19 protein-coding genes, 2 tRNA genes and 1 pseudogene are annotated in these 20,224 nt (G+C 45.6%); 16 read left to right on the top strand and 6 right to left on the bottom strand.

The features are described from left to right. The 6 genes and pseudogenes from HUX64_RS19890 to HUX64_RS19885 all read left to right on the top strand — a co-directional run. A pseudogene (locus HUX64_RS19890) lies at positions 1 to 114 on the top strand (IS1 family transposase); the annotation flags it as partial. 118 nt (positions 115 to 232) lie between these two features. Further along, entirely contained in the window at positions 233 to 562 is a 330-nt protein-coding gene (locus HUX64_RS16385) for a hypothetical protein (RefSeq protein WP_174627288.1), read from the top strand. Between the two features lie 36 nt (positions 563 to 598). After that, the gene (locus tag HUX64_RS16380; protein ID WP_174627287.1) at positions 599 to 1,237 is read left to right on the top strand and encodes a hypothetical protein; all 639 of its coding nucleotides are present in this window, start codon (positions 599 to 601) and stop codon (positions 1,235 to 1,237) included. Positions 1,238 to 1,271: 34 nt separating this feature from the next. Next, the gene (locus tag HUX64_RS16375) at positions 1,272 to 3,269 is read left to right on the top strand and encodes a diguanylate cyclase domain-containing protein (protein ID WP_246247082.1); all 1,998 of its coding nucleotides are present in this window, start codon (positions 1,272 to 1,274) and stop codon (positions 3,267 to 3,269) included. Positions 3,270 to 3,462: 193 nt separating this feature from the next. Next, positions 3,463 to 3,723 (top strand): EAL domain-containing protein, encoded by a 261-nt coding sequence (locus HUX64_RS20535; protein WP_425484272.1) that lies wholly within the window; start codon positions 3,463 to 3,465, stop codon positions 3,721 to 3,723. After that, positions 3,720 to 3,863 (top strand): EAL domain-containing protein, encoded by a 144-nt coding sequence (locus HUX64_RS19885; RefSeq protein WP_246247081.1) that lies wholly within the window; start codon positions 3,720 to 3,722, stop codon positions 3,861 to 3,863. The genes HUX64_RS20535 and HUX64_RS19885 overlap by 4 nt, the downstream gene beginning before the upstream one ends. A gap of 215 nt (positions 3,864 to 4,078) precedes the next feature. Here HUX64_RS19885 and HUX64_RS16370 read toward each other — a convergent pair whose 3' ends face one another. From HUX64_RS16370 to HUX64_RS16360, 3 genes are all read right to left on the bottom strand, one after another. Beyond that, on the bottom strand, positions 4,079 to 7,813 hold the full coding sequence (locus HUX64_RS16370; protein ID WP_174627286.1) for a pyridine nucleotide-disulfide oxidoreductase: 3,735 nt from the start codon (positions 7,811 to 7,813) through the stop codon (positions 4,079 to 4,081). A gap of 225 nt (positions 7,814 to 8,038) precedes the next feature. Next, positions 8,039 to 8,920 (bottom strand): ribosome small subunit-dependent GTPase A, encoded by an 882-nt coding sequence (gene rsgA / locus HUX64_RS16365; RefSeq protein ID WP_174627285.1) that lies wholly within the window; start codon positions 8,918 to 8,920, stop codon positions 8,039 to 8,041. Positions 8,921 to 8,925: 5 nt separating this feature from the next. After that, a complete protein-coding gene (locus tag HUX64_RS16360; RefSeq protein ID WP_174627284.1) occupies positions 8,926 to 10,176 on the bottom strand; it encodes a M48 family metallopeptidase in 1,251 nt (416 codons plus the stop codon). Positions 10,177 to 10,260: 84 nt separating this feature from the next. Here HUX64_RS16360 and orn point away from each other — a divergent pair, with 84 nt between their 5' ends. The 4 genes from orn to serS all read left to right on the top strand — a co-directional run bounded on the left by orn (position 10,261) and on the right by serS (position 13,295). Beyond that, positions 10,261 to 10,806, top strand: a complete 546-nt coding sequence (gene orn, locus HUX64_RS16355; RefSeq protein ID WP_174627283.1) for an oligoribonuclease — start codon at positions 10,261 to 10,263, stop codon at positions 10,804 to 10,806. A gap of 140 nt (positions 10,807 to 10,946) precedes the next feature. Further along, positions 10,947 to 11,654 (top strand): fluoride efflux transporter CrcB, encoded by a 708-nt coding sequence (gene crcB / locus HUX64_RS16350; protein WP_174627282.1) that lies wholly within the window; start codon positions 10,947 to 10,949, stop codon positions 11,652 to 11,654. 17 nt (positions 11,655 to 11,671) lie between these two features. Next, entirely contained in the window at positions 11,672 to 11,968 is a 297-nt protein-coding gene (locus HUX64_RS16345) for a DUF190 domain-containing protein (protein ID WP_246247080.1), read from the top strand. A gap of 52 nt (positions 11,969 to 12,020) precedes the next feature. Then, positions 12,021 to 13,295, top strand: coding sequence for a serine--tRNA ligase (gene serS, locus HUX64_RS16340; RefSeq protein ID WP_174627280.1), 1,275 nt, complete (start codon positions 12,021 to 12,023; stop codon positions 13,293 to 13,295). 127 nt (positions 13,296 to 13,422) lie between these two features. Here serS and HUX64_RS16335 read toward each other — a convergent pair whose 3' ends face one another. Beyond that, positions 13,423 to 14,598 carry an OmpA family protein gene (locus tag HUX64_RS16335; RefSeq protein ID WP_174627279.1) on the bottom strand — a complete coding sequence of 392 codons (1,176 nt, stop codon included), beginning with the start codon at positions 14,596 to 14,598 and terminating at the stop codon, positions 13,423 to 13,425. Positions 14,599 to 15,033: 435 nt separating this feature from the next. Between HUX64_RS16335 and gltX the strand changes: the two genes are divergently transcribed. From gltX to HUX64_RS16305, 6 genes are all read left to right on the top strand, one after another. Next, positions 15,034 to 16,437 carry a glutamate--tRNA ligase gene (gene gltX, locus HUX64_RS16330; RefSeq protein ID WP_174627278.1) on the top strand — a complete coding sequence of 468 codons (1,404 nt, stop codon included), beginning with the start codon at positions 15,034 to 15,036 and terminating at the stop codon, positions 16,435 to 16,437. Positions 16,438 to 16,484: 47 nt separating this feature from the next. Continuing rightward, positions 16,485 to 16,560: transfer RNA gene (locus HUX64_RS16325), tRNA-Ala, on the top strand. A gap of 28 nt (positions 16,561 to 16,588) precedes the next feature. Further along, positions 16,589 to 16,664, top strand: a tRNA-Glu gene (locus HUX64_RS16320). Between the two features lie 370 nt (positions 16,665 to 17,034). Beyond that, a complete protein-coding gene (locus HUX64_RS16315; RefSeq protein WP_174627277.1) occupies positions 17,035 to 17,622 on the top strand; it encodes a cysteine hydrolase family protein in 588 nt (195 codons plus the stop codon). 216 nt (positions 17,623 to 17,838) lie between these two features. Beyond that, complete coding sequence (locus HUX64_RS16310; protein ID WP_174627276.1) at positions 17,839 to 18,030, top strand: KGG domain-containing protein; 192 nt, start codon at positions 17,839 to 17,841, stop codon at positions 18,028 to 18,030. Between the two features lie 113 nt (positions 18,031 to 18,143). Continuing rightward, on the top strand, positions 18,144 to 18,356 hold the full coding sequence (locus tag HUX64_RS16305; RefSeq protein ID WP_174627275.1) for a cold-shock protein: 213 nt from the start codon (positions 18,144 to 18,146) through the stop codon (positions 18,354 to 18,356). A gap of 418 nt (positions 18,357 to 18,774) precedes the next feature. On the opposite strand, the gene HUX64_RS16300 is transcribed toward HUX64_RS16305, so the two are convergent. Then, positions 18,775 to 19,272 (bottom strand): putative molybdenum carrier protein, encoded by a 498-nt coding sequence (locus HUX64_RS16300; protein ID WP_174627274.1) that lies wholly within the window; start codon positions 19,270 to 19,272, stop codon positions 18,775 to 18,777. A gap of 702 nt (positions 19,273 to 19,974) precedes the next feature. Continuing rightward, positions 19,975 to 20,224: hypothetical protein (locus tag HUX64_RS19350; RefSeq protein WP_217426579.1), on the bottom strand; the 250-nt coding region annotated here is incomplete at its 5' end.

The raw sequence follows: 20,224 nt of genomic DNA, 5'->3' as shown, positions 1-20,224 counted from the left end.
TTCCTTGCCAGGTTGCGCCGCAAGTCAAAATGCTACAGCAAGTGCCAAAAGATGTTGGAATATTCCGTAAGGCTTCTGATGGCTAAAAGAAATAATGAGATTATCTATAGTTAATTAGCAATACCAATAAAAAAATACGCTTATTTGAATACCAATAGCACAATTGTTTTTTGTCCCGTTTTCCCTGTCAAATGCTGGGAAGACGGAAGATGTTCAGTTTCAGGGTCTTTTAATGCAGGATTTTTTTTCCTTAGCTAATAATGTGTTCGGGCAAAGCGACGATGGCATCAGTCTGGAATTGACAGAGATCGGTTTGAATGCTGCTTATCAGCCTTTTTACAGATTGAGGTTTGCGGCCCAGGTTTTATATCGCCGTGCCGGAAATATTGACTCCGGCAGCGTCAGGCTGGATTCCGGTTCGGCTGATTTACCATTATTCAACTATAAAAGGGACCGGATGGGCATTCCTTCGGTTTGTATAACGAGACCTGCGATATATCTTTTATCCATCCAACCATACTGCTGCCCAAAGGAATTAACTTTGAGTATTCCCGCTCCTTAATGCTTTTTATTGCTTTTAGCCATGGCGGCTCCTTCTATGCAGAACAGGCTGCACGTTGTTGTGATTTTTTCCTTTAAATTTAATGCCGGCATGCCGTTCAGAGATGATCACGAACTCCAGCCTCTCGTACTGGGCAGAGGTAATGCTAAAGGAGAGCTTGAAGAACAGCCGGCAATTGCTACGCAATTGGCTTATGAGATTAATGGCAGCGAATACCTATTTGCAAAGAGTTTTAGAGATTTTGAGCTTGATTATCATGCCGCCGCAAGTGAAGTAACATCAGCCGGCTGCTCTCATATACAACCGTTATTGTTTTCAGCGCAGTATAACGAAGAAAAAATCACGCTGACAGGAGAGTATAATTATCCATGCAACACGTTTGGAGCCTTTGCACCGGCCGGCACACTCATACGGAAAGCTGGTACATTCAGGGCAGCTATCAACTATTACCGGAATTTCAGTCAACAGTCAGCTATGATGTTACTTATATCAATAAGAACGACAAGCGGGGCTGGGGCTGGAGCGCCTGGATCTAAGCCTTTCATTGATGCCAAGGGTGGATTATCATTAGATTCATTGTACGGCTTGGCGCTCGAGGCGGATAATCACGCGGATACGTACTCGACGACTCCGGACTGGGATTGGTGTAGCTTGCAGCTGTCTTTCAAGTTTTAGCTAAAGAATGGGGAATAGCCGATTTTTTTTTAGTATGAGGTGGAAATTAGCCATCCTGTTTGGTGGTGTATTTCTGGCATTGCATAGTGTTTTTTCCTATGTTTCCTATTTAAACGCCATCGATGAGTTTGCGATTGCTCGAAAAAATATTAAGAACAGCCATATCAATATTGCCAAGACATTAACCGAAGATTCATTTTTAGTTCTGGAGCAATTTGCAGAATTGCTGGCGATGGTCAGGGAGTTTTCGTCTTACGAAAAAAATCCGCAGCATCATATACCTGCGCTTGATGAAAACTGGTCGCAATGGCAATTAAGCTGGGGCATGGAGAACGTTACTTTTTTTAATCACGAGGCTGTCCCGCTTAAGTCCTGGGGCAGCCAACTGCTGACTTCGGCAGCAAAGGTTAAGCAGGTAGTGCAAAATGAAACCCCTGAACATCAGATATTTTGTTCCGACAACTGCTATCAGCAAACCATTATTCCGGTAAATGGCAAGTCGAAGATAACCGGGGCATTCAGTATAATACGTTCCTTTGCCGACGTTATCATTAAATACAAACGGGCTACAAGCTCAGATATTGGCGTTCTAGTTGCTAATACTGCAGCCGACAGTGCTCGGGGAGCAATGTGGAAGCATCACTGGAGCTATAAGCTGTGGGGCATGACATTGCCAGAAAAAAATGTGCCGGTCTTTGAATATATCTCCCGTAATTACACACTAGCTGAACTTTGGGCGCATAGTAAAACGATAGAAATGGCAGGTTCTGTTTTTGAAGTCAGAGTGTTTCCTGTTCAGCAATATACAGGGTTCAGTCCGCCGTTTTTCCTGATGGTCGATGATATTACTTCAGATGTTGAAAATCTGGATAAGAACCTTAAACATGTCTGGTTATACGGTGTTGTCAGTCTGTCAGGTTCATTATTATTATTGTTACTGGTACTGCATTTGTCTTTACGCAGAGTGACGATGCTTTCCCAAGCCTTACCTTTATTATCACAGAATCAATATGATAGATTTAGAAAAGAGTTAACAAGCCAGAAAAATTTTACTATGGGCTATGATGAACTGGATAGATTGACCCATACTGCCTTGAATTTGACAGATCAGTTGGAACAGCTGGAACATCAAGTACGCAACCATACCTTTATGTTGATGGAGAAAAGCCAGGATCTTGCAAGTGAAAGGGATTTTATTCGGCAATTAGTTGAAGTTGCCCCCATTATAATTATTACTCAAAAATTAAATGGAATAATTTTGACTATTAATCAGGCTGGAGTTGATACTTTTGAGGCGGACAGCTGTTCGATAGTCGGTAAGGTATTTGATGTTTTTCTTCCGGACTCAGACCGGGAACACCTAAAAAAATTAAATCAGTTAAGAGATGGAAAAAGTACTGAACAGTTTCAGATTAACGGAACTTTAATCACTGAATCCGGCAAACAACGCGATACCTCCTGGCTTCATTCGTTATTAAAATCTAACAGTCACAGTGAGGAAACAGTTATTTTAACATTAGGCATGGATATGAGTATGAGCAAAATTGCTGAGGAGAAAATCTTCAGAATGTCCGCCTATGACTATTTGACCGGATTAGGCAATCGCAGGAAATTTCATGAGGAATTTACCCTGCAACTGGCTTTGGCCAAGCGACATGGTTATCAGGTTGCCTTGTTCTATCTGGGTCTGGATCGGTCCAGGTTCATCAATTACGAGAGTGATTATGAAGCAGGCGATAATTTGCAGGTGCAGGTCGCCGATGTGCTTAAAGAGACAATACGTTCAACGGATCTATTGTACCGGGTAGGAAAGGATGAGTTCACGCTTGTAATTCCTCACGCTGAAGAGCCGGGTGTTAATTCCATGGCCGAAAAAATCAAGGACATGCTGACAGTTCGTAATTTCAGCTTCGCAGGAAAAGCCTGCCAAATCAGTACCCGCATAGGTATTGCCATTTTTCCCGGCCATGGTTTGACTATTGATGAGCTAATGGCAAATGCTGACATGACCATGCATCAGGCAATGGAATAAAGCAGAGGATATCATATTTTTTCTCCGGATCAGGATTGCCAAATCAGGTTAAAACATCTGATATACTGCCAAAAAACCTTGAAAACGCCAGTATCAAAGATAAATTTGTATTGCCTTATCAGCCTATTCCTAATATCAACACTAATCATATAGATCATTTTTTAATGTCTGCTGCTCCGCCTGCATCAGAATAATGGTTAATGGTCAGCTTATGCCGATGGATTTCGCTTATTCTGAAGAGCTTGGCTTGGCAGGAAAAAATGACAGATTAATGCTGAAAAAAGCTCTACAGAAGCAGGGCGAATTAAATCATTATAATAACCATTATAAACTGGCCCTAAACTTATCCGCTTGCTCATTCAATGATGCGACAATTTTTGAATATATTTCCCGGTTATTGAATTTCCGGCGAATAACCCGGGAAACCTTATTTTTCAAATTACCGAAGCCTTGACCTTAGCCAATTTTCCGGGGCACGATAAAGTTTTTGTTAAGGCTTTGACGGCAGCCGTGCAGGCGTTTGGCAAGAAAACAGTAGCGGAATTTGTCGAGAATGAAGCGATCGTGACTATTTCTGAAAGAGTTTGGAATTGATTATGTTCAGGGAAATCAGGTAGGTAGACCCGGACCCTTTATTGAATAAATTGTCCCGCTTTTTTTTAAAAAAAATTTATCCTGTCGCCACTAGCTGAGCATTACCAAACTCTTCCTCAGCTGAAGAAACTTTTACCTCTGCCCCCAAAGCAAAGCCGGGTATAAAGATGACTAGCCAACAGGAAATTCTCTAGCAGGTATGTGCTCTATAGCATCTAAACCTGCGGTTCCAGGATTTTGGATGCACTCTTCCTTGCCTGCTGTTTTTCCAGTAAATAATCCAGCCACAGGTTGGAAAGTTTTTCCTGCACGGTATTTTGCCGAAGACGGGCATTCAGGTGTTTGAAATCGACCTTGTCCAATTCCTGATCCTGGTTGTAGCAGGAGTAGACAAAATATTCCTTGCCCGTTTCGGCATCGACATGTTTGCACAGGCATTGCGCACAAATACCCTTCATCATGCATTGCATGGGCGAATTAATGGAGCCGATGGCGTGTTGCACCTTTTTCAGATAGGGTTTCAGCACATTGAAACGGGCGTCCTTGACAGCCGCCATCATCCGGTCTGAACCGATGACTATCAGGTGATCGACGTCAGCCAGCGGGATAGGCTGACCGCCTAATTCGCCTTTGGCATAAGCGGTCATGCATTCGAGAATATTGCCGACAAAGGTTTTATCCTGGGGCCGGGTAGTCGGTATCGCTTCAACACCCGGCCCTTTATCGACAGACCAGATAATAAGATCGGATGCCGCTTCAATATCTTCAATCTTGAAAACATCCTGCCGGTATTTATAACCGGCAAAATAGATCACACGGTTACCGGCGGCACGCAAGGCTTTACCGATTGAGAATAAAACAGCATTGCCCAAGCCGCCGCCGATCAACAGCACTGTCTGACCGGTGGGTATTTCGGTCGGCGTTCCGGTTACGCCCATGATCACCAGCGGATCGCCGGTTTTCCAGGTTGCGCAAAGGCGCGAGGATGAACCCATTTCCAGCGCAATCAAGGAAATCGTGCCCTTTTCCTTATCGACTTCGGCGCCGGTAAGCGCCAGACCTTCCGCCGTCAACACCGTCCCTTCCTCAACCGGCGCCAGGGCTTCAAAGTTCTGGACGCGATAAAATTGTCCGGGATGGAATTTTTCAGCCGCCAGCGGCGCTTTAACGACAACTTCTATAATGGTCGGGGTCAGCCGGTTAATGGCGACAATCGTGGCCGTGAAAGCTTCATCCAGAGCGGCGAATAATTTCTTTAGAGCGGCATTGCGCTCGGGCTGCTGAGCGGGATTCAGCTTTGCCAATTCCTGCTCAAATAATTTGACGACATAAGGATAACCATTTTTCGCACTGGCCATGGCTTTTACTACATTGCCGGCATAAACAGGATGATTGTCGCCATAAAAACTGATGAATTTGCCGTCTTTATGATAAGACGTCAGGGGCGCGGGCTTACCCAGTTTAGGCGCGGTTTCATCGTGCATGGCCACCAATTCCAGTTCGCCATCGACCCATTCCGGCTCATAGCGCTGAAAGAAATGCCTGTCCATTTTGAATGTATCCGGATACTCGCTTTGATAAATGGTGTTCGGCGAAGTGCCGGCCGCAATATAAAGACTGCGCAGAGGCACATTGACAAGCTGGCCCGAGTTTGTCCATTTTCCGTTTTCAAAAACCAGTTTTTCAAATTCCACGGCATTAAGATGGCCGTATTCATCCGCCAGTGCGCTTTGTGGGCTCATGCCCTCGGCCAAGGCAATGCCTTCTTCCAGCGCTTCGGCAATTTCTTCGTGGTTTTGCCGGTAGGCCGGAGCCTCTTTCATGCCTTTGCGGTAAAACAGCGTAACGCCGCCCCATGTTTCCAGCAGCGGCTGAAAGTTCGGCTGTTCGCCGGCCGTTCTGGCGCGCTGGCGTTCGCCGCGAATTGCTTGGCCATGGCTCAGAAATTCGTCAAGAATAAGCGTTTCTTCTTTATCATAACGGCTGCGAACGGTTTGTTCGCCATAGATATCGACCAGCACTTCATAGCGGTTCAGGATTTTTTCAACCTGCACCGGATAGTACGCCATCAGCTCAGTTGATGTGTCAATAGCCGTCAGACCGCCGCCAATAACGCCGGCAGGCAGACGCACCTGCAAATTTGCCAGCGATGGAGCTTTGGCTGCGCCGGTCAATTGCAAAGCCATAAGGAAATCGGAGGCCTTGCGGATACCGCGTATCAGGTTGTTTTTCAGGTCAATAATCGTGGGCTTGCCGGCGCCTGAAGCGATGCAAATATGATCAAAGCCCATTTTCCAGGCATCTTCAATGGTGATTGTGCCGCCAAAACGCACGCCGCCGTAAGCGCGAAATGTCTCGCGCCGCAGCAAGGTCAGGTAAATGACTTTAAGGAAATTTTTATCCCAGCGTACGGTAATGCCGTATTCAGCCACGCCGCCAAAACCGGCCAGAATACGCTGGTCCAGTTGTTCATAAAGCTCGCTGAAATCGATGATCGGGGTCGGCGGATTTTCGCTGTCGCCGGTTAAGGCGATGGGTAAAGGTTCCAGTTTTAAGGCATCGATTCCGGCGACGCCGAAGCCTTCATTCAATAAATAATGACTCATGGTGTAGCCGGCTGGACCCAATCCTACAACCAGCGCATTCTTGCCGTTATAAGGCAGCATGACAGGACGCTTGACATTCAAAGGGTTCCAGCGGGTCAGCAGGCTGTAAATTTCAAACCCATAAGGCATAAATAACACCTCAGTCAATACATTCGTTTCAATCTGCGGAATATTGACAGGATCGGTTTTTTGATAGATGCAGCCTTTCATGCAGTCATTGCAGATACGGTGGCCGGTGCCCGGGCACATCGGATTGTCAATGATAATAATGGCCAGGGCGCCGATATTGTCGCCATTGCGTTTAACCAGATGCATTTCCGAGATTTTTTCATCCAGCGGACAACCTGTGGTGGTGACGCCCAGCGGATCAACTTTAAAGGTATTGGTTTTTTTGTTGCGCATGCCTTTAGAACACGAGTCGGTGTCGCGCTCATGGCAATAAATGCAATGATCCACTTCAGACAAAACCTGCCGCTGGTTAAAGCGCGGATCAGTCAGCTTAAAGCCGTCACGTCGGCGGCGGTGTTCCTGCTCGCCCATCCACGCAGTGTAATCGCCGCGGTCTATTGTATCGTGCTCGACCAGATCTTCGAAATCGCGTTTTTCAGGAAATTTGAAACTCAGCCATTCAGAAGTCAGCTTATTATCGTTAAGCGCCACAAAACTCCAGCGTTGTACAATATCCTTCAGGCTGTTAATAAATTCCGCGGGCTCCTTTACCGCAATAATTTCGCTAAATTCAGCGGCGGCCTGCTTATGAGCGGCCAGCTTGGAACGTAAGTCTTCTGCAGCCTGATCAGCGTCCTGGTAATGGCTTTCCTTGCCTTTGGCGACCAGCCTGTAATGAGTGGAAAGAAGTCCGATAAAGGCGCCGGCACGCGCGACACGGCGCTCAGGATCATTATCCTGATTGGCTTCAGGAAAACCCGCCTCGATAAGCAGTTCGAAACGGCTTTGGATAGCATTAATATCCCACTCACTGATGTCCTGGTCTTTAAAGACCAGATTCAGCTTCGCTAGGACTTCGTTCTTATAAGTGAAAACGCTGTCAAATTCGTCTTTTATCTTCAGGCTTTGTGCCTGATGCTGCCCGGAAACATTAAAAAGCCTGGCGACAAATTGCCCCACATAAGGCCCCATCTTCACCAGCAGATCAGATATGGCTTCCGGCTCAAGCCCTGTTCCCTGATTTTGGCGATAAGCTGCAAATTTGTTGTAGAGCTCGACATCATGCTTTTTAACCGATGCATCGAATACCTCCAGCAAATCATTCAGGCGGGCAGCATCGTATAAATCCGAGTAGTTGAAGCCGGGAATTCCAAGGGCGAGGTTGTTTTGTGCCATATTTTTTCTGGAATAAGTTCAAATCTGATCAAATTAAAGTCTAAAAGCGGCTTTATTTGTATTGATTAGGAGTATTGAAAAGGAGTAATTCAACAGACCATTATAATTAAATTTGTCATGCTTTTCCACAGATAATGATTTTCAATACTCGGGCTTTTGTTTAAGGACATAGCAAATTTCCAGATGTTCCTGGCCCTGAATATACCAGAATTCAGGCAATTAAGCTCAGGAATACGTTGCCGGCATTTTCTCCCTGAGCTTTAAAAAGCGCTGGTATCGAGTCATCGAAATCTCATTTCTTTCCGCAGCCACACGCACGGCACAACCTTTGTCATTAAAATGGCGGCAATTATTAAACTGGCAGTGATCCAGCAGAGGCTGAAACTCTCTATAGCCATACGCCAGTTGCGGTTCGGAAAGACCGGCCAAGCCGAAAATGGCAACGCCGGGGCTATCAATCAAATCGCCGCCGCCGTTGATATGATACAGCGTCGCCGCCGTGGTGGTATGTCGGCCATGTTTAGTGATTGTTGAAAGAGTGTTGGTTTTCAGCGCCTTATCGGGAATAATGGCGTTGGTTAAAGAAGACTTGCCGACGCCGGATTGTCCTGCAAACATGCTGACCTGATCTTTCAATGCGCGCTTTAATTTATCGACACCGGTGGCATCAATGGCGCTGACCCGATAAAGCGGATAACCCAGATTTTGATAGTCCGCTAGTTCTTTTTCAATGCTGTCTGATTTGGCAAGGTCTATTTTATTAAGCACTAACGCCGCGGCTATATTCATGTTTTCGCAAATAGCCAAATACTGGTCAAGCAATAAAAAATCACAATAAGGCTCCACCGCGAAAACAACAAAAACAGTATCGATATTGGCGGCAACAGGCCGGGTTTTATCGCTTCTGGAAGGGCGCGCCAACAGCGAGCGCCGGGGTAGAATTTTTTCTATGCGGCCTTGGTCCGGGCCCGTTTGTGACCACAACACCTTATCGCCCACCGCGACGGTTTCGAGTCGCCGCAGCGTTTGACATAGAACAATTTTATTCGCATGTTCAACAGCAATTCCCTGGCCTAAATGAGCAATGACCAGGCCTTCAGCAAGCATAGCCCCTATGCCGGTTGTATTTTCGATTCCAGATGAGCAATACGTATGGCGGCGGGGGGATGGCTGTAGTGGAATGCGGAATAAAGCGGATCCGGCGTCAGGGTGCTGGCGTTTTCTTCATACAGCTTGACCAGACCGCTGATCATTTTTGAAGCCTGTGCGTTAGCTGATGCGAAATCATCGGCCTCAAATTCAAATTTACGTTGAAAATAAGCGCTGACCGGCTGCAGAAACAGGGTAAATACCGGTGAAACCAGCATAAATAATAATAAAGCAGCAGCATTTGAAGCATGTTCTACCCCGAGGCCGGCATAGAACCATTGCTGATTGATCAGCCAACCCAGAATCGCAAAACCGATTAAACTCATAACGGCAGTGGCAATCAGCATTTTTATGACATGTTTGCATTTAAAATGCCCCAGTTCATGGGCCAGTACAGCTTCCAGTTCTTCCTCGTCCAGCGAATTTACCAGATTATCATAGAATACAATGCGTTTGTTATTGCCAAGGCCGGTGAAATAGGCGTTGCCATGGCGCGACCGTCTGGAGCCGTCCATAATAAATATGCCCTGGCTGTTAAAACCGCAGCGGGCCAGCAGTCGCTGGATCCGGTCTTTTAAAGAACCCTCTTCCATAGGAGTGAATTTGTTAAACAGCGGCGCAATCAGGGTAGGAAAAAGCCAGCTCATCAGTAGTGAGAAACTCATCATTATTCCCCATGCCCACAGCCACCACAGCGAGCCGAGGCTGTCCATAATCCATAGAATCAAAGCCAGCAAAGGCAAGCCTATGGCTGCACCCAAAGCCAGTTGCAGCACATGATCCTTGATGAATTGTTTTAACGTACTTTTATTAAAACCGTATTTTTCTTCAATAACAAAAGTCTGATACAGACTGACAGGAATATCCGCCCCTGCCATTAACAGAAAAATAGTGGCTATAGCGCCAACCCCGGCTATTAAGGGAGATGCGGTCAGGGATGACCAGTAGTTAAAAGCCAGATTTATCCCGCCGCCTAAGGTTAACAACAACAGGACAATACCGCCGATAATGCTTTCAATATTCCCCAGCCTGCCTTTTTCGACGGTATAGTCGGCCGCTTTCTGGTGGGCTTCAAGGGATACGCTGTTTTTAAACGCTTCGGGAACAGCTGCCCGATGATCTGCAACGTAAGCGGCCTGTCGTCCGGACAGCCAAAATTGTATTGAATAGGAAATAATCAGTGCAATTAAAAAAATAATAGTAAAGGTATTCATAGGTGGGTACCAATTTTAAGAATTAGGCTTACAGATTGCCCAATGCTACACTAACCCTAACTTTTTTGACAATGGAATCAACACATGCCACCGGATGCTCAGCGCCTTATCTGGATAGACCTGGAAATGACGGGCCTTGATCCCGACCATGATTTGATCCTTGAAATTGCTACGATTGTTACTGACAAGGACCTGAATATTCTTGCCCAAGGTCCGGTGCTGGCAGTGCATCAGCCTGATTCAGCATTGGCTGCTATGGATGCATGGAATCAGAAGCATCATGGACAATCGGGATTGATTGATCGCGTTAAAGCTTCGGCGATAAATGATGCTGAAGCAGAACGGCTGACCATTGAGTTTCTAAAACAGTGGGTTCCGGAAAAAACCTCACCTATCTGCGGCAACAGCATTGGCCAGGACCGGCGTTTTCTTTATCGCTATATGCCTAAGCTGGAAGCCTATTTTCATTATCGCAATATTGATGTTTCAATGCTCAAGGAACTTGCAGACAGATGGGCGCCGGAGCTAAAAAAGGGCTTTAATAAAGAATCGAAACATCAGGCGCTGGACGACATTGTGGAATCCATTGAAGAGTTGCGCTATTACCGGAAACACTTTATTAAATGTTGATGTGATATATCCAGGCAGTCATAATCAGTCGCCATAAAGAACATAATCAAAGGCGTTACCGAGTGCGTTTTTTAAAAAATTTCGCGGACTTTCGTTCTCTATGGTAATTTTTGCCTGCCATCAAATTAAGTCCTAGCTTTATGAATCAATTGCTTGCTGTTGCACTGGGCGGATCTTTTGGTGCGGTAGTGCGGTTTCTGGTCTCATCCGGTATCTATCAGTGGCTGGGCCGGGGATTTCCCTATGGAACGTTAGTTGTTAATATTACCGGTTCGTTTTTAATCGGTATACTGACTGAAGCCCTTATTCTTCAACGTATTGCCATGACAGTCGAATACCGCGCCGCGATATTGGTCGGTTTTATCGGCGCGTTTACCACCTTTTCCACTTTTTCACTGGAAACTGTATATCTTATCGAGCAGGGCAGCTTAACCAAAGCCGCACTCAATGTAGTGATCAGTGTTGCCGGCTGTATCCTTGCTGTCTGGATTGGCTTGCTTTGCGGCAGAACCTTATTTTTTTACTCGGAAGGTATAATTCAATGGTCCGGAGGCATGTTTCCTTATGCCCTGATCATAGTAAATACAATAATCGCTTTTCTGATCGGCATCATAGCAACTGTTTTATTGCAGAAAGTGATGCTATCCCTGGAATATCGGGCGGCAATTATTGTGATTATGATCAGCGCGTATTTAGCATTCTCCGGTTTGTATTTGGTGCTTTTTTTAATAGAGCATGGCTATACGTTCGAGTCCAACTGGAATTTAATGCTGAGTATTTTTTTCGGGAACGGCTTGCTGTGTCTTTTGGTAATTTGGCTGGGTTTAGCGGCGGGTAAGCAGATATGAGTTCAAGCGCGATAACTATGGCAAGAATATACGCAATGGAAGGTCATGATCAGGTCAATCAGATTCTGGATATCCTGCATGACGAAGAAAAAATCTTTGGCGTCACCATTGTCCGGGGGATCGCCGGATTTGGAAAAGACCGCAAGATACATACCTCATCCTTGCTTGCCTTATCCCTGGAATTACCCTTGATTATAGAGTTTTACGACGAGCCTGTGAAAGTGGAAAAAGCCATTCAGACGCTCAAATCCAGACTTGATCTCAAACATATCGTTAGCTGGCCGGCTACGGCTCATACCGATCCAGCTACTTGATTTCATTTTACATTCCTCAGACATACATTTTTATAAAGGTAACTGCGCTGCCATGCTGGATCCCCGTTTATTTAGAGCTGATCCTGATTTTATCAGGAAGCAATTAAGCAGACGTTCATTTGATTTTAATTCCAGGTACTATGCTGAACTCGAAGCCAGACGTAAAGATATTCAGGTTAAGACCCAGGACTTACAGAATGAGCGCAACAAGCGCTCAAAATTAATTGGCCAGGCGAAAGCCAAAGGCGAAGATATTCAGCCACTTCTGGATCAGGTTCAGCATATGGCGAACCAACTGAAAGAGGCGGAAATGGAGTTATCTGAAATTCAGGCAAAAATGACCGGGCTGATGGAAGGCATTCCGAATATTCTCGATGGGTCGGTGCCGGATGGAAAAAATGAAGAAGCTAATATTGAAATCAGTCGCTGGGGAGAAAGTCCGGCATTTGATTTTGAAGCCAAAGATCATGTCGATTTGGGCGCCAGGAATAAGCGCATGGATTTTGAGCTGGGCGCAAAAATTGCCGGCGCCCGGTTTATTGTATTAAACGGCGCGCTGGCCCGGTTGCAGCGCGCCCTGATTCAGTTAATGCTGGATACGCACGTTTCCGAGCACGGCTACAGCGAAACCTACGTGCCTTTTCTGGTCAATGCCGACAGCCTGCGCGGCACCGGACAACTGCCCAAGTTTGAGGCTGATCTGTTCAAGGCCAATGAAGATCCTGCTTTGTACCTGATTCCAACAGCGGAAGTTCCGGTAACGAATATGGTCAGGGATGTCATTATTGATGCAAAAGACCTGCCGCTAAAATTAGTCTGCCATAGCCCGTGTTTTCGTAGTGAAGCCGGAGCATATGGTCGTGATATGCGCGGCATGATCCGTCAGCATCAATTTGAAAAGGTCGAGCTGGTGCAAATTGTCAGGCCGGAAGAGTCGGGCCGGGCCCATGAAGAACTGACTGAACATGCGGAAGTTATTCTGAAAAAATTAAAGCTGCCTTACCGCAAGATGTTGTTATGCGCCGGAGATACCGGCTTTTCATCGTCAAAAACCTATGATCTTGAAGTCTGGCTGCCCGGTCAGGGCGCCTACCGGGAAATATCGTCCTGCAGCAATTTCAAGGATTTTCAGGCGCGCCGTCTTCAAGCGCGCTGGCGTAATCCGGAAACGGGTAAACCGGAGCTGGTTCATACCTTAAACGGCTCCGGTTTGGCGGCCGGCAGAACCTTGATTGCCGTCATGGAAAATTATCAGGATGCCCAGGGACAAATTCATATTCCTGAAGCATTAATTTCTTATATGGGCGGCATTGAAGTTATTGAATAATACCTGCTGATGCCTTTATTAATCAGCTGCTTTTTTGTCACCTAAAGGAGGGTTAAACAACCCTCCTTTAGGCGAGTAAATTTTTATTCAGATTCCGGTTCCTACTATAAACGAACTATAAACGAAGTTATTTGAAAACTTTAAACTCGACCCGCCGGTTGTTCGCCCGGCCTGATTCGGTGTCATTGGTGTCTACAGGCTGTCTCCAGCCATAGCCGCGAGCTGTCAGTGCAGCGCTTGCCCCGGCGTCATGGCTTAATAAGTAAGCCTTGACTTCCTGGGCGCGGCGCTCGGACAGTTGCTGGTTATAGGCGGCCTTCCCAGTCCTGCTGGTGTGGCCCTGTACTTCAATGCTCAAGCCGGGGTTGTTTTTAATGACTGTTACGACATTATCCAGTTCATCATAATATTCAGGCTTGATAGTGCTTTTATCATGGTCAAATTTTATCTCTGCAACCCAGCAGCCAAACGGGTTAACATGAGCGCCTTTTAATGTATCAGGACATTTATCCTTGCTATTAATCACGCCGTCGCCATCATCATCTCTTTCAACCGGCATGCCGGCTTTTAGGAAAACTTTTTGCACAAAATTTGCCATGTCGCCGGCACTTGCAACTTTTTCAGCCAGGGTGCTGAAGCCACAGCCGCCAATATCGGCGATACGATTTAAGGTATTGATACCGGAATTTTCCTCTTCATTGCCTACCCATATTGTATAAACGCACACCCTGTCGCCATAATGTTGTTTCAGGGATTTAACCGAGGCCACCGAGCCCGAACCCAAATGGCCATCGCTGAGTATCAGAACGCCAATGTTACCGGCTGTTGCTGACAAATCCGCGATTGTTCCTTCAACACTGGGAGACAGCGGTGATCCCCCGCTGGCGCAAATTAACGAGTCTATACCGGTGCCGAAAGATGATTTAGAATAAGTAACAGGGGGCAGATTAAGCTGGGTAAATTGGTAGGATAAACAAGGGCCGAAACCAAAACTGCGAATGCCGGCAGTCAATTTCAAGTCGGGAATAGTCTGGTTTATTCTGTTCAGGATTTCTTTTTCAACGGAAAATTTTGTAGGAACAGGCTGGCCTGCAAAGCCAACACCGCGATACTCTTCTGTCATGGATGAGGAAGAATCATTAATTACAAAAAAGTTATCGATTTTTTGTTGATACTGACCGGAGGCAACCAAAGCATTTAAGTTTTTGGCTGCAAATAACGGAAAAGTGCTTATGGGTTGGGAAGCGCACCCTGATACAACCAGACCGGCAATAGCTGCAATAATTACAAATAATTTTTTCATTGAAATCTCCTTGTCAACAATCGTCTGGAATAACACAGTATTATGCAGTATCAATCGATTTCGATTCTAGCACTATCTTAAATCAAGTTGTATAGCAAATGTACGCTTATTTCCGGTAGGCAATAATCCTGTGTTTTAATAACGAATAGTATAAGTTATGAATAGTTATAATAATAAATATAAGTATAATTATCTTATTAATACTTGGTATAAGCGCAAGCATTAAAGAGTGGGGGCAGTATTGGCTGTTAATTAATAAGACGATGGCTATAAGAATATAATCTGAGCAGCTACTATAAACTACACGATTCATTTAAGGAATAAGCTGGGTAATGCATATCAAAAATGATAAGTTAGTTAAATACATAGCCAAATGCAGCCATGCAAGCTTTTGCAAGATAATTTAAAATTTTTATAAACAAGACATAACGTCCAATGAGTATAACAACACGTTTTGCCCCAAGTCCAACCGGTTATTTACATATAGGCGGCGCTCGTACTGCGCTGTTTTCCTGGCTTTATGCGCGTAAACATGGCGGAAAATTTATTTTAAGAATTGAAGATACAGACCTGGAGCGTTCAACTCAGGAATCTGTTAATGCTATTCTCGAAGGCATGACCTGGCTGGGCCTGGAATATGACGAAGGCCCTTTTTATCAAACCCAGCGTTTTGAGCGTTACAAAGAGATTATCCAGCAGTTGCTAGCGCAAGGCGATGCGTATTACTGTTATTGCAGCAAGGACGAGCTGGAGCAGCTTCGAACTGAACAAATGGCCAACAAGCAAAAGCCGCGATATAACGGCAAATGCCGGGATGCGGGAGAGCCAAGGCAAGGTGTAGAGCCTGTTATTCGCTTTAAAAATCCACTGGCCGGCGTAGTATCCATTTCTGATCTGGTTAAAGGTGAAATTGTCGTTGCCAATAAAGAGCTTGATGATTTGATTATTGCCAGAGCGGATGGAACGCCAACCTACAATTTAACGGTTGTGGTTGATGATATGGATATGGGCGTCACCCATGTTATTCGCGGTGATGACCATATCAACAACACCCCCAGGCAAATAAATATTCTTAAGGCATTGGACGCAAAATTGCCAAACTATGCGCATTTGCCCATGATACTGGGCGCCGATGGTACGCGTTTATCGAAGCGGCATGGCGCAGTAAGCGTGATGCAATATCGGGATGACGGCTATTTGCCGGAGGCATTGCTGAATTATCTTGTGCGTTTGGGATGGGCGCATGGCGACCAGGAAATATTCTCAATACATGAGATGATCGAGTATTTCGAATTGGAAGATGTCAATGTCTCTGCGTCTACATTTAACCCTGAAAAACTGTTATGGCTAAACCATCAGTATATTATGAATAGTGATCCGGGCTATGTAGCGCGTCATTTAAGCTGGCATATGGGCGCCCATGGCATTGATCCGGCTCAAGGCCCTGCTCTTGTTGATATTGTAAAAGCCCAGAGGGAGCGCTGTAAAACCCTGGTGGAAATGGCGGCCGCGAGCATTTATTTCTATAAGGATTTTGATTCCTATGATGGAAAAGCGGTTAAAAAGAATTTCACTGAAGGTTCGGATGACATTTTAAAACAGTTGTATGAAAAATTTGCAGCAGTAACAAAATGGAAGGGTGACGAGTTGCACCGGATTGTTCTGAATCTTGCCGAAACAAATGGCGCTTCCCTCGGTAAAGTCGCCCAGCCTTTGCGCGTTGCCGTAGCAGGGACGTCAGCGTCGCCGGCAATCGATGTAACACTGGCGCTGCTGGGGAAAGAAAAAACCTTAGACCGCATTCAACGAGCCATAAATTATATAAGAAGCTTAAATTAGTGCTGGACTTGACTGAAGAATGCTGTAGAATGCGCGTTCTCAACTTAGGGGCCATAGCTCAATTGGGAGAGCGCAACACTGGCAGTGTTGAGGTCGGCGGTTCGATCCCGCCTGGCTCCACCAAAAAAGCAAAAGCTGACTAACAAGTTTAGTCCCCATCGTCTAGTGGCCCAGGACACTGCCCTTTCACGGCGGTAACAGGGGTTCGAACCCCCTTGGGGACGCCAATTCATAAAAAAAGGCCTACACGTATAGGCCTTTTTTTATGTCCGCAGATGCTGGATGGAAATGATAATTTATGATGGAAAAGGCAAGCCGGACGCTAGCTGATAACCGTGAAGAATAGTCAATCGACGCGCTAGACCGGAGTCTGAAGTTCCAAAATAAATCCTGAATAAAAATGTCCTTAACTTATAGTCCGGGAGGATCACTCATTCAGACCTGATCTTGAATTTAGGCTGCTAACCCGCAACTCAAAGATGAGCACTCCTGGCATTTTCTTACTTATGCTAATATCTGTGGAAAAACGCTTTAAAGGAATTTATAAAAAAGAGTTGGCTAATTATCTTTTTTGCATTTACCTGGGTATGAAATTTTATGTCGACACCTCAAAATGGCGATTTACACGGAAATGCTCCGGAAAACTCGCCCACAGTTATACTCATTATTGATATTATTAATGATTTTGAATTTCCGGGAGGAGATGAATTAATCAAGCATACGGAACCTGTTGTTAACTGCATCGCCGAACTTCGAAAAAAAGCCGATAGCAAAAAAATACCCGTAATCTATGTCAATGATAACTTTGGCAAATGGCAATCGGATTTTCGAACATTACTTAAGCATTGCTTGACTAAAACGTCGAAAAGCAGGTCCCTAGTGGGAATTATAAAGCCGCGCCGCAAAGATTATTTTGTGCTAAAACCAAAAAATTCAGGGTTTTATTCGACCACCCTCGATCTACTACTGGATTATTTAAAAGCCGAGACATTGATTATTACGGGGCTGACAGCGGATGTTTGTATCTTGATGACAGCCGCTGATGCTTTTTTGCGTGATTATAAACTCCTGGTGCCGAGTGATTGCACCGCTTCAATAAATGCCAATGACCATCAACAGGCGCTGTCCTATATCAAACGAGTCTTACGCGCCGATACCCGACCTTCAGATCAAATTATATTTTAAGCCTAAGACTGGTTCGTGCAGGCTTTTAAGCCTTTTTCCGAAGCGATTTAAGTTCGTTTCCGGGCCCAAAAAATACGTGCAGGTATGCGAGTTATCGCACAGAGTAGAAAAGTAAGGAATAGTATTCTGTTAACTCTTCCATAGATACAGTATGGAAAAAATCACTTTACCCTTAAATAAGATACTTTCAATTAATATTTGTTAGGAGAGATACTCATGGCTCAACAAAAACAATCAGCGACCGATAAAAAAGGCGCCACGGCAAAGCGGGGTTTTGCTTCAATGGATGAAGAGAAACAACGGGAAATTGCCAGCAAAGGAGGGCATGCCGCTCATGAAAAAGGCAGTGCTCACGAATTTACCCAGGAAGAGGCTAAAAAAGCTGGCCAAAAGGGTGGTAAAAAATAAACGTTACATCTGACTAAACACAAAAATTTAGCTGATTTAATTTTCTGCTTGCATTAGGGAATCGACACTGACTCTTCGGCCAGGCTTTATATTTATACTAAATAGGATCAATTATGTCTACACTCACTACCGGCACTGTTAAATGGTTTAACCCTGATAAAGGCTTTGGCTTTATCACGCAACAATCAGGACCCGATGTTTTCGTTCACTTTCGTAATATCAAGAGCTCTGGTTATAAATCCCTGTCTGAAGGACAACAAGTACAGTTCAATGTAACAAAAGGAGAAAAAGGATTTCAAGCTGAAAATGTAAGCGTCATCAGCTAAGTTGGCATTACAATCGCGGCGCCAGGTGCGTCGCCGTTTGTAGTTAAAAACTCATTCAAGGCTATCAGTCAGGATTTTCAATAGCAGGATGTTATACGGCTTTTGTTGCCCTGACTGTAGAGGCTGCTTAACAGCCGGAGCCATAAAGATCATAGCTTCATGGTTTTAATGGCCGGCGCCCGGCTTGGGTTTTCTGATGAGAAATCGCCGAACCTGTCCTTCAGGTCAGCTGTGGCATGGTTTTCTTCCGTGATAACGCGCGTGAATAGGCCAAAGATAGTTGGAGCCAGTCGCTTCGACCGAACCGATAAGGCGGGATGAGTTTCTCCCGTGTACTCATCGGGATGCTCGGGGTAGTCAATTGCCGGATGGAAGAGTTGCAATCTTTAAACCTATTGCTTCCTTGCTTAAGATGATTTCAAAGCTTACTCGTAGTGATGAAAGACCTTAGATAATCCGACATTACTGTTAATGTATAGGCATAAGCGAGGGCTTCATCGCTGGCCCGGGGTCCTGCTATATTTAGAGTCTTGATAGCGTGGCCGGCAACGAATTTTTGAATCCGCTCAACCGCACGGGCCGGCGCTAATTCAGCGGCGTCGATCAGCAAAAAGGATCTTTTCAGATTCAGGCAGAATAGCAAGGTTTGCTCGGTTCCGCCGGATAAGGTATCGAAATAGATAATCACAGTTCCGTCGCTGTCGATGACATTCTGCCATGTTCTTTCTGAGCCGCCGCCTTTTAATTCCGAAAGCGGATAGCGGCAGGGTAGAATTCCGTCTTCGGCTAATCGTCCTTCCGGGCACCAACCGCCACAGTCGATACCGCATTGCAAGGCGGCATCTAACGCCGCTCGATCAACTCCGGTCTGGCCGCCGGAAATGATTTTGAGCTGAGCTTTAGTGGTTTTATTCATTTTTAAGTTTTTTCACTGAGTAAAGTCATGTCTTAAATTCAGCTTCAATGCGGTCGTTTCGCACTCAGCTGTCGCCTGTTTTTTGTCCATCGCCTGCGTTTTGTCAGTTTACAATTCAAGCTCCATTACTGGTCATATTGCTGTGTTTGTTCGTATCCATCCGTAGTGCCCTTCCGCTAGTCAACCGTTCATGATAGCCGTGGATCAGATTTTGCAATCCTAAATTCCGGAATTATTGAATTCCCGTTCCTCAGTGAAGATAGGCTGTCATGCCTGCCCAATAAACCAACGCAAGGCTTTGCCCTTATTTGTTATTTTCTTGCTACATTGAGAGTTTCTATTGATATCGTGTTTTCTACCGGCAGCGCGATAAGCAGACCTTGTTCAAGCATCTCTGAATCCGGTGAGCCGGTAAAAAAGCGACACCTAAACCTGAGCATAGAGCGGTTATTTTTTCCTTTCCGTTACCGATGAAACACCTAAGATTGGAGGCTTGCTGAATACGCGCTGGCTCTGGAGCGCCTGACTTCCGGGAATCCCTGACCATGATAAACGGTGCTGCTCAATCAACTCTGCCAGGATAGCGGCAGGGCTGCCTGGTTAAGCTCATGCCCTGGCGCAACGCAACGGCAAAAATCCATTCAATCTGCTGAATCTTTTGATGGTTAACGCCCTGACTCGACGCAGGTTCAGCGCCTGCTCCTATGACAAATCAGCTCGATTGCTGATGATCCCTTCTGGACGACGTCTAATACATTGTAAGTACCCAACCGTGTCATTTAAGAAATATTTTTTCCCCTGCAGCATCTGGCCTTGGCATTGGCATTGGGCGGGCTCTGCATTCAGGTGGGGCAACCCTAAGCTGCTGCGGGGAAGGGCTGCGCTTGGGGCTGATTCAAGGTCAGTAATACAGGCTTCGCGCTCAGTCAGACGCAGCGGCAGGCTGCCGAGG

It is taken from the genome of Candidatus Methylobacter favarea (assembly GCF_902806695.1).
In the GTDB taxonomy this organism is placed as follows: Bacteria; Pseudomonadota; Gammaproteobacteria; order Methylococcales; family Methylomonadaceae; genus Methylobacter_B; species Methylobacter_B favarea.
This window is presented reverse-complemented; position numbering and strand designations above follow the sequence as displayed.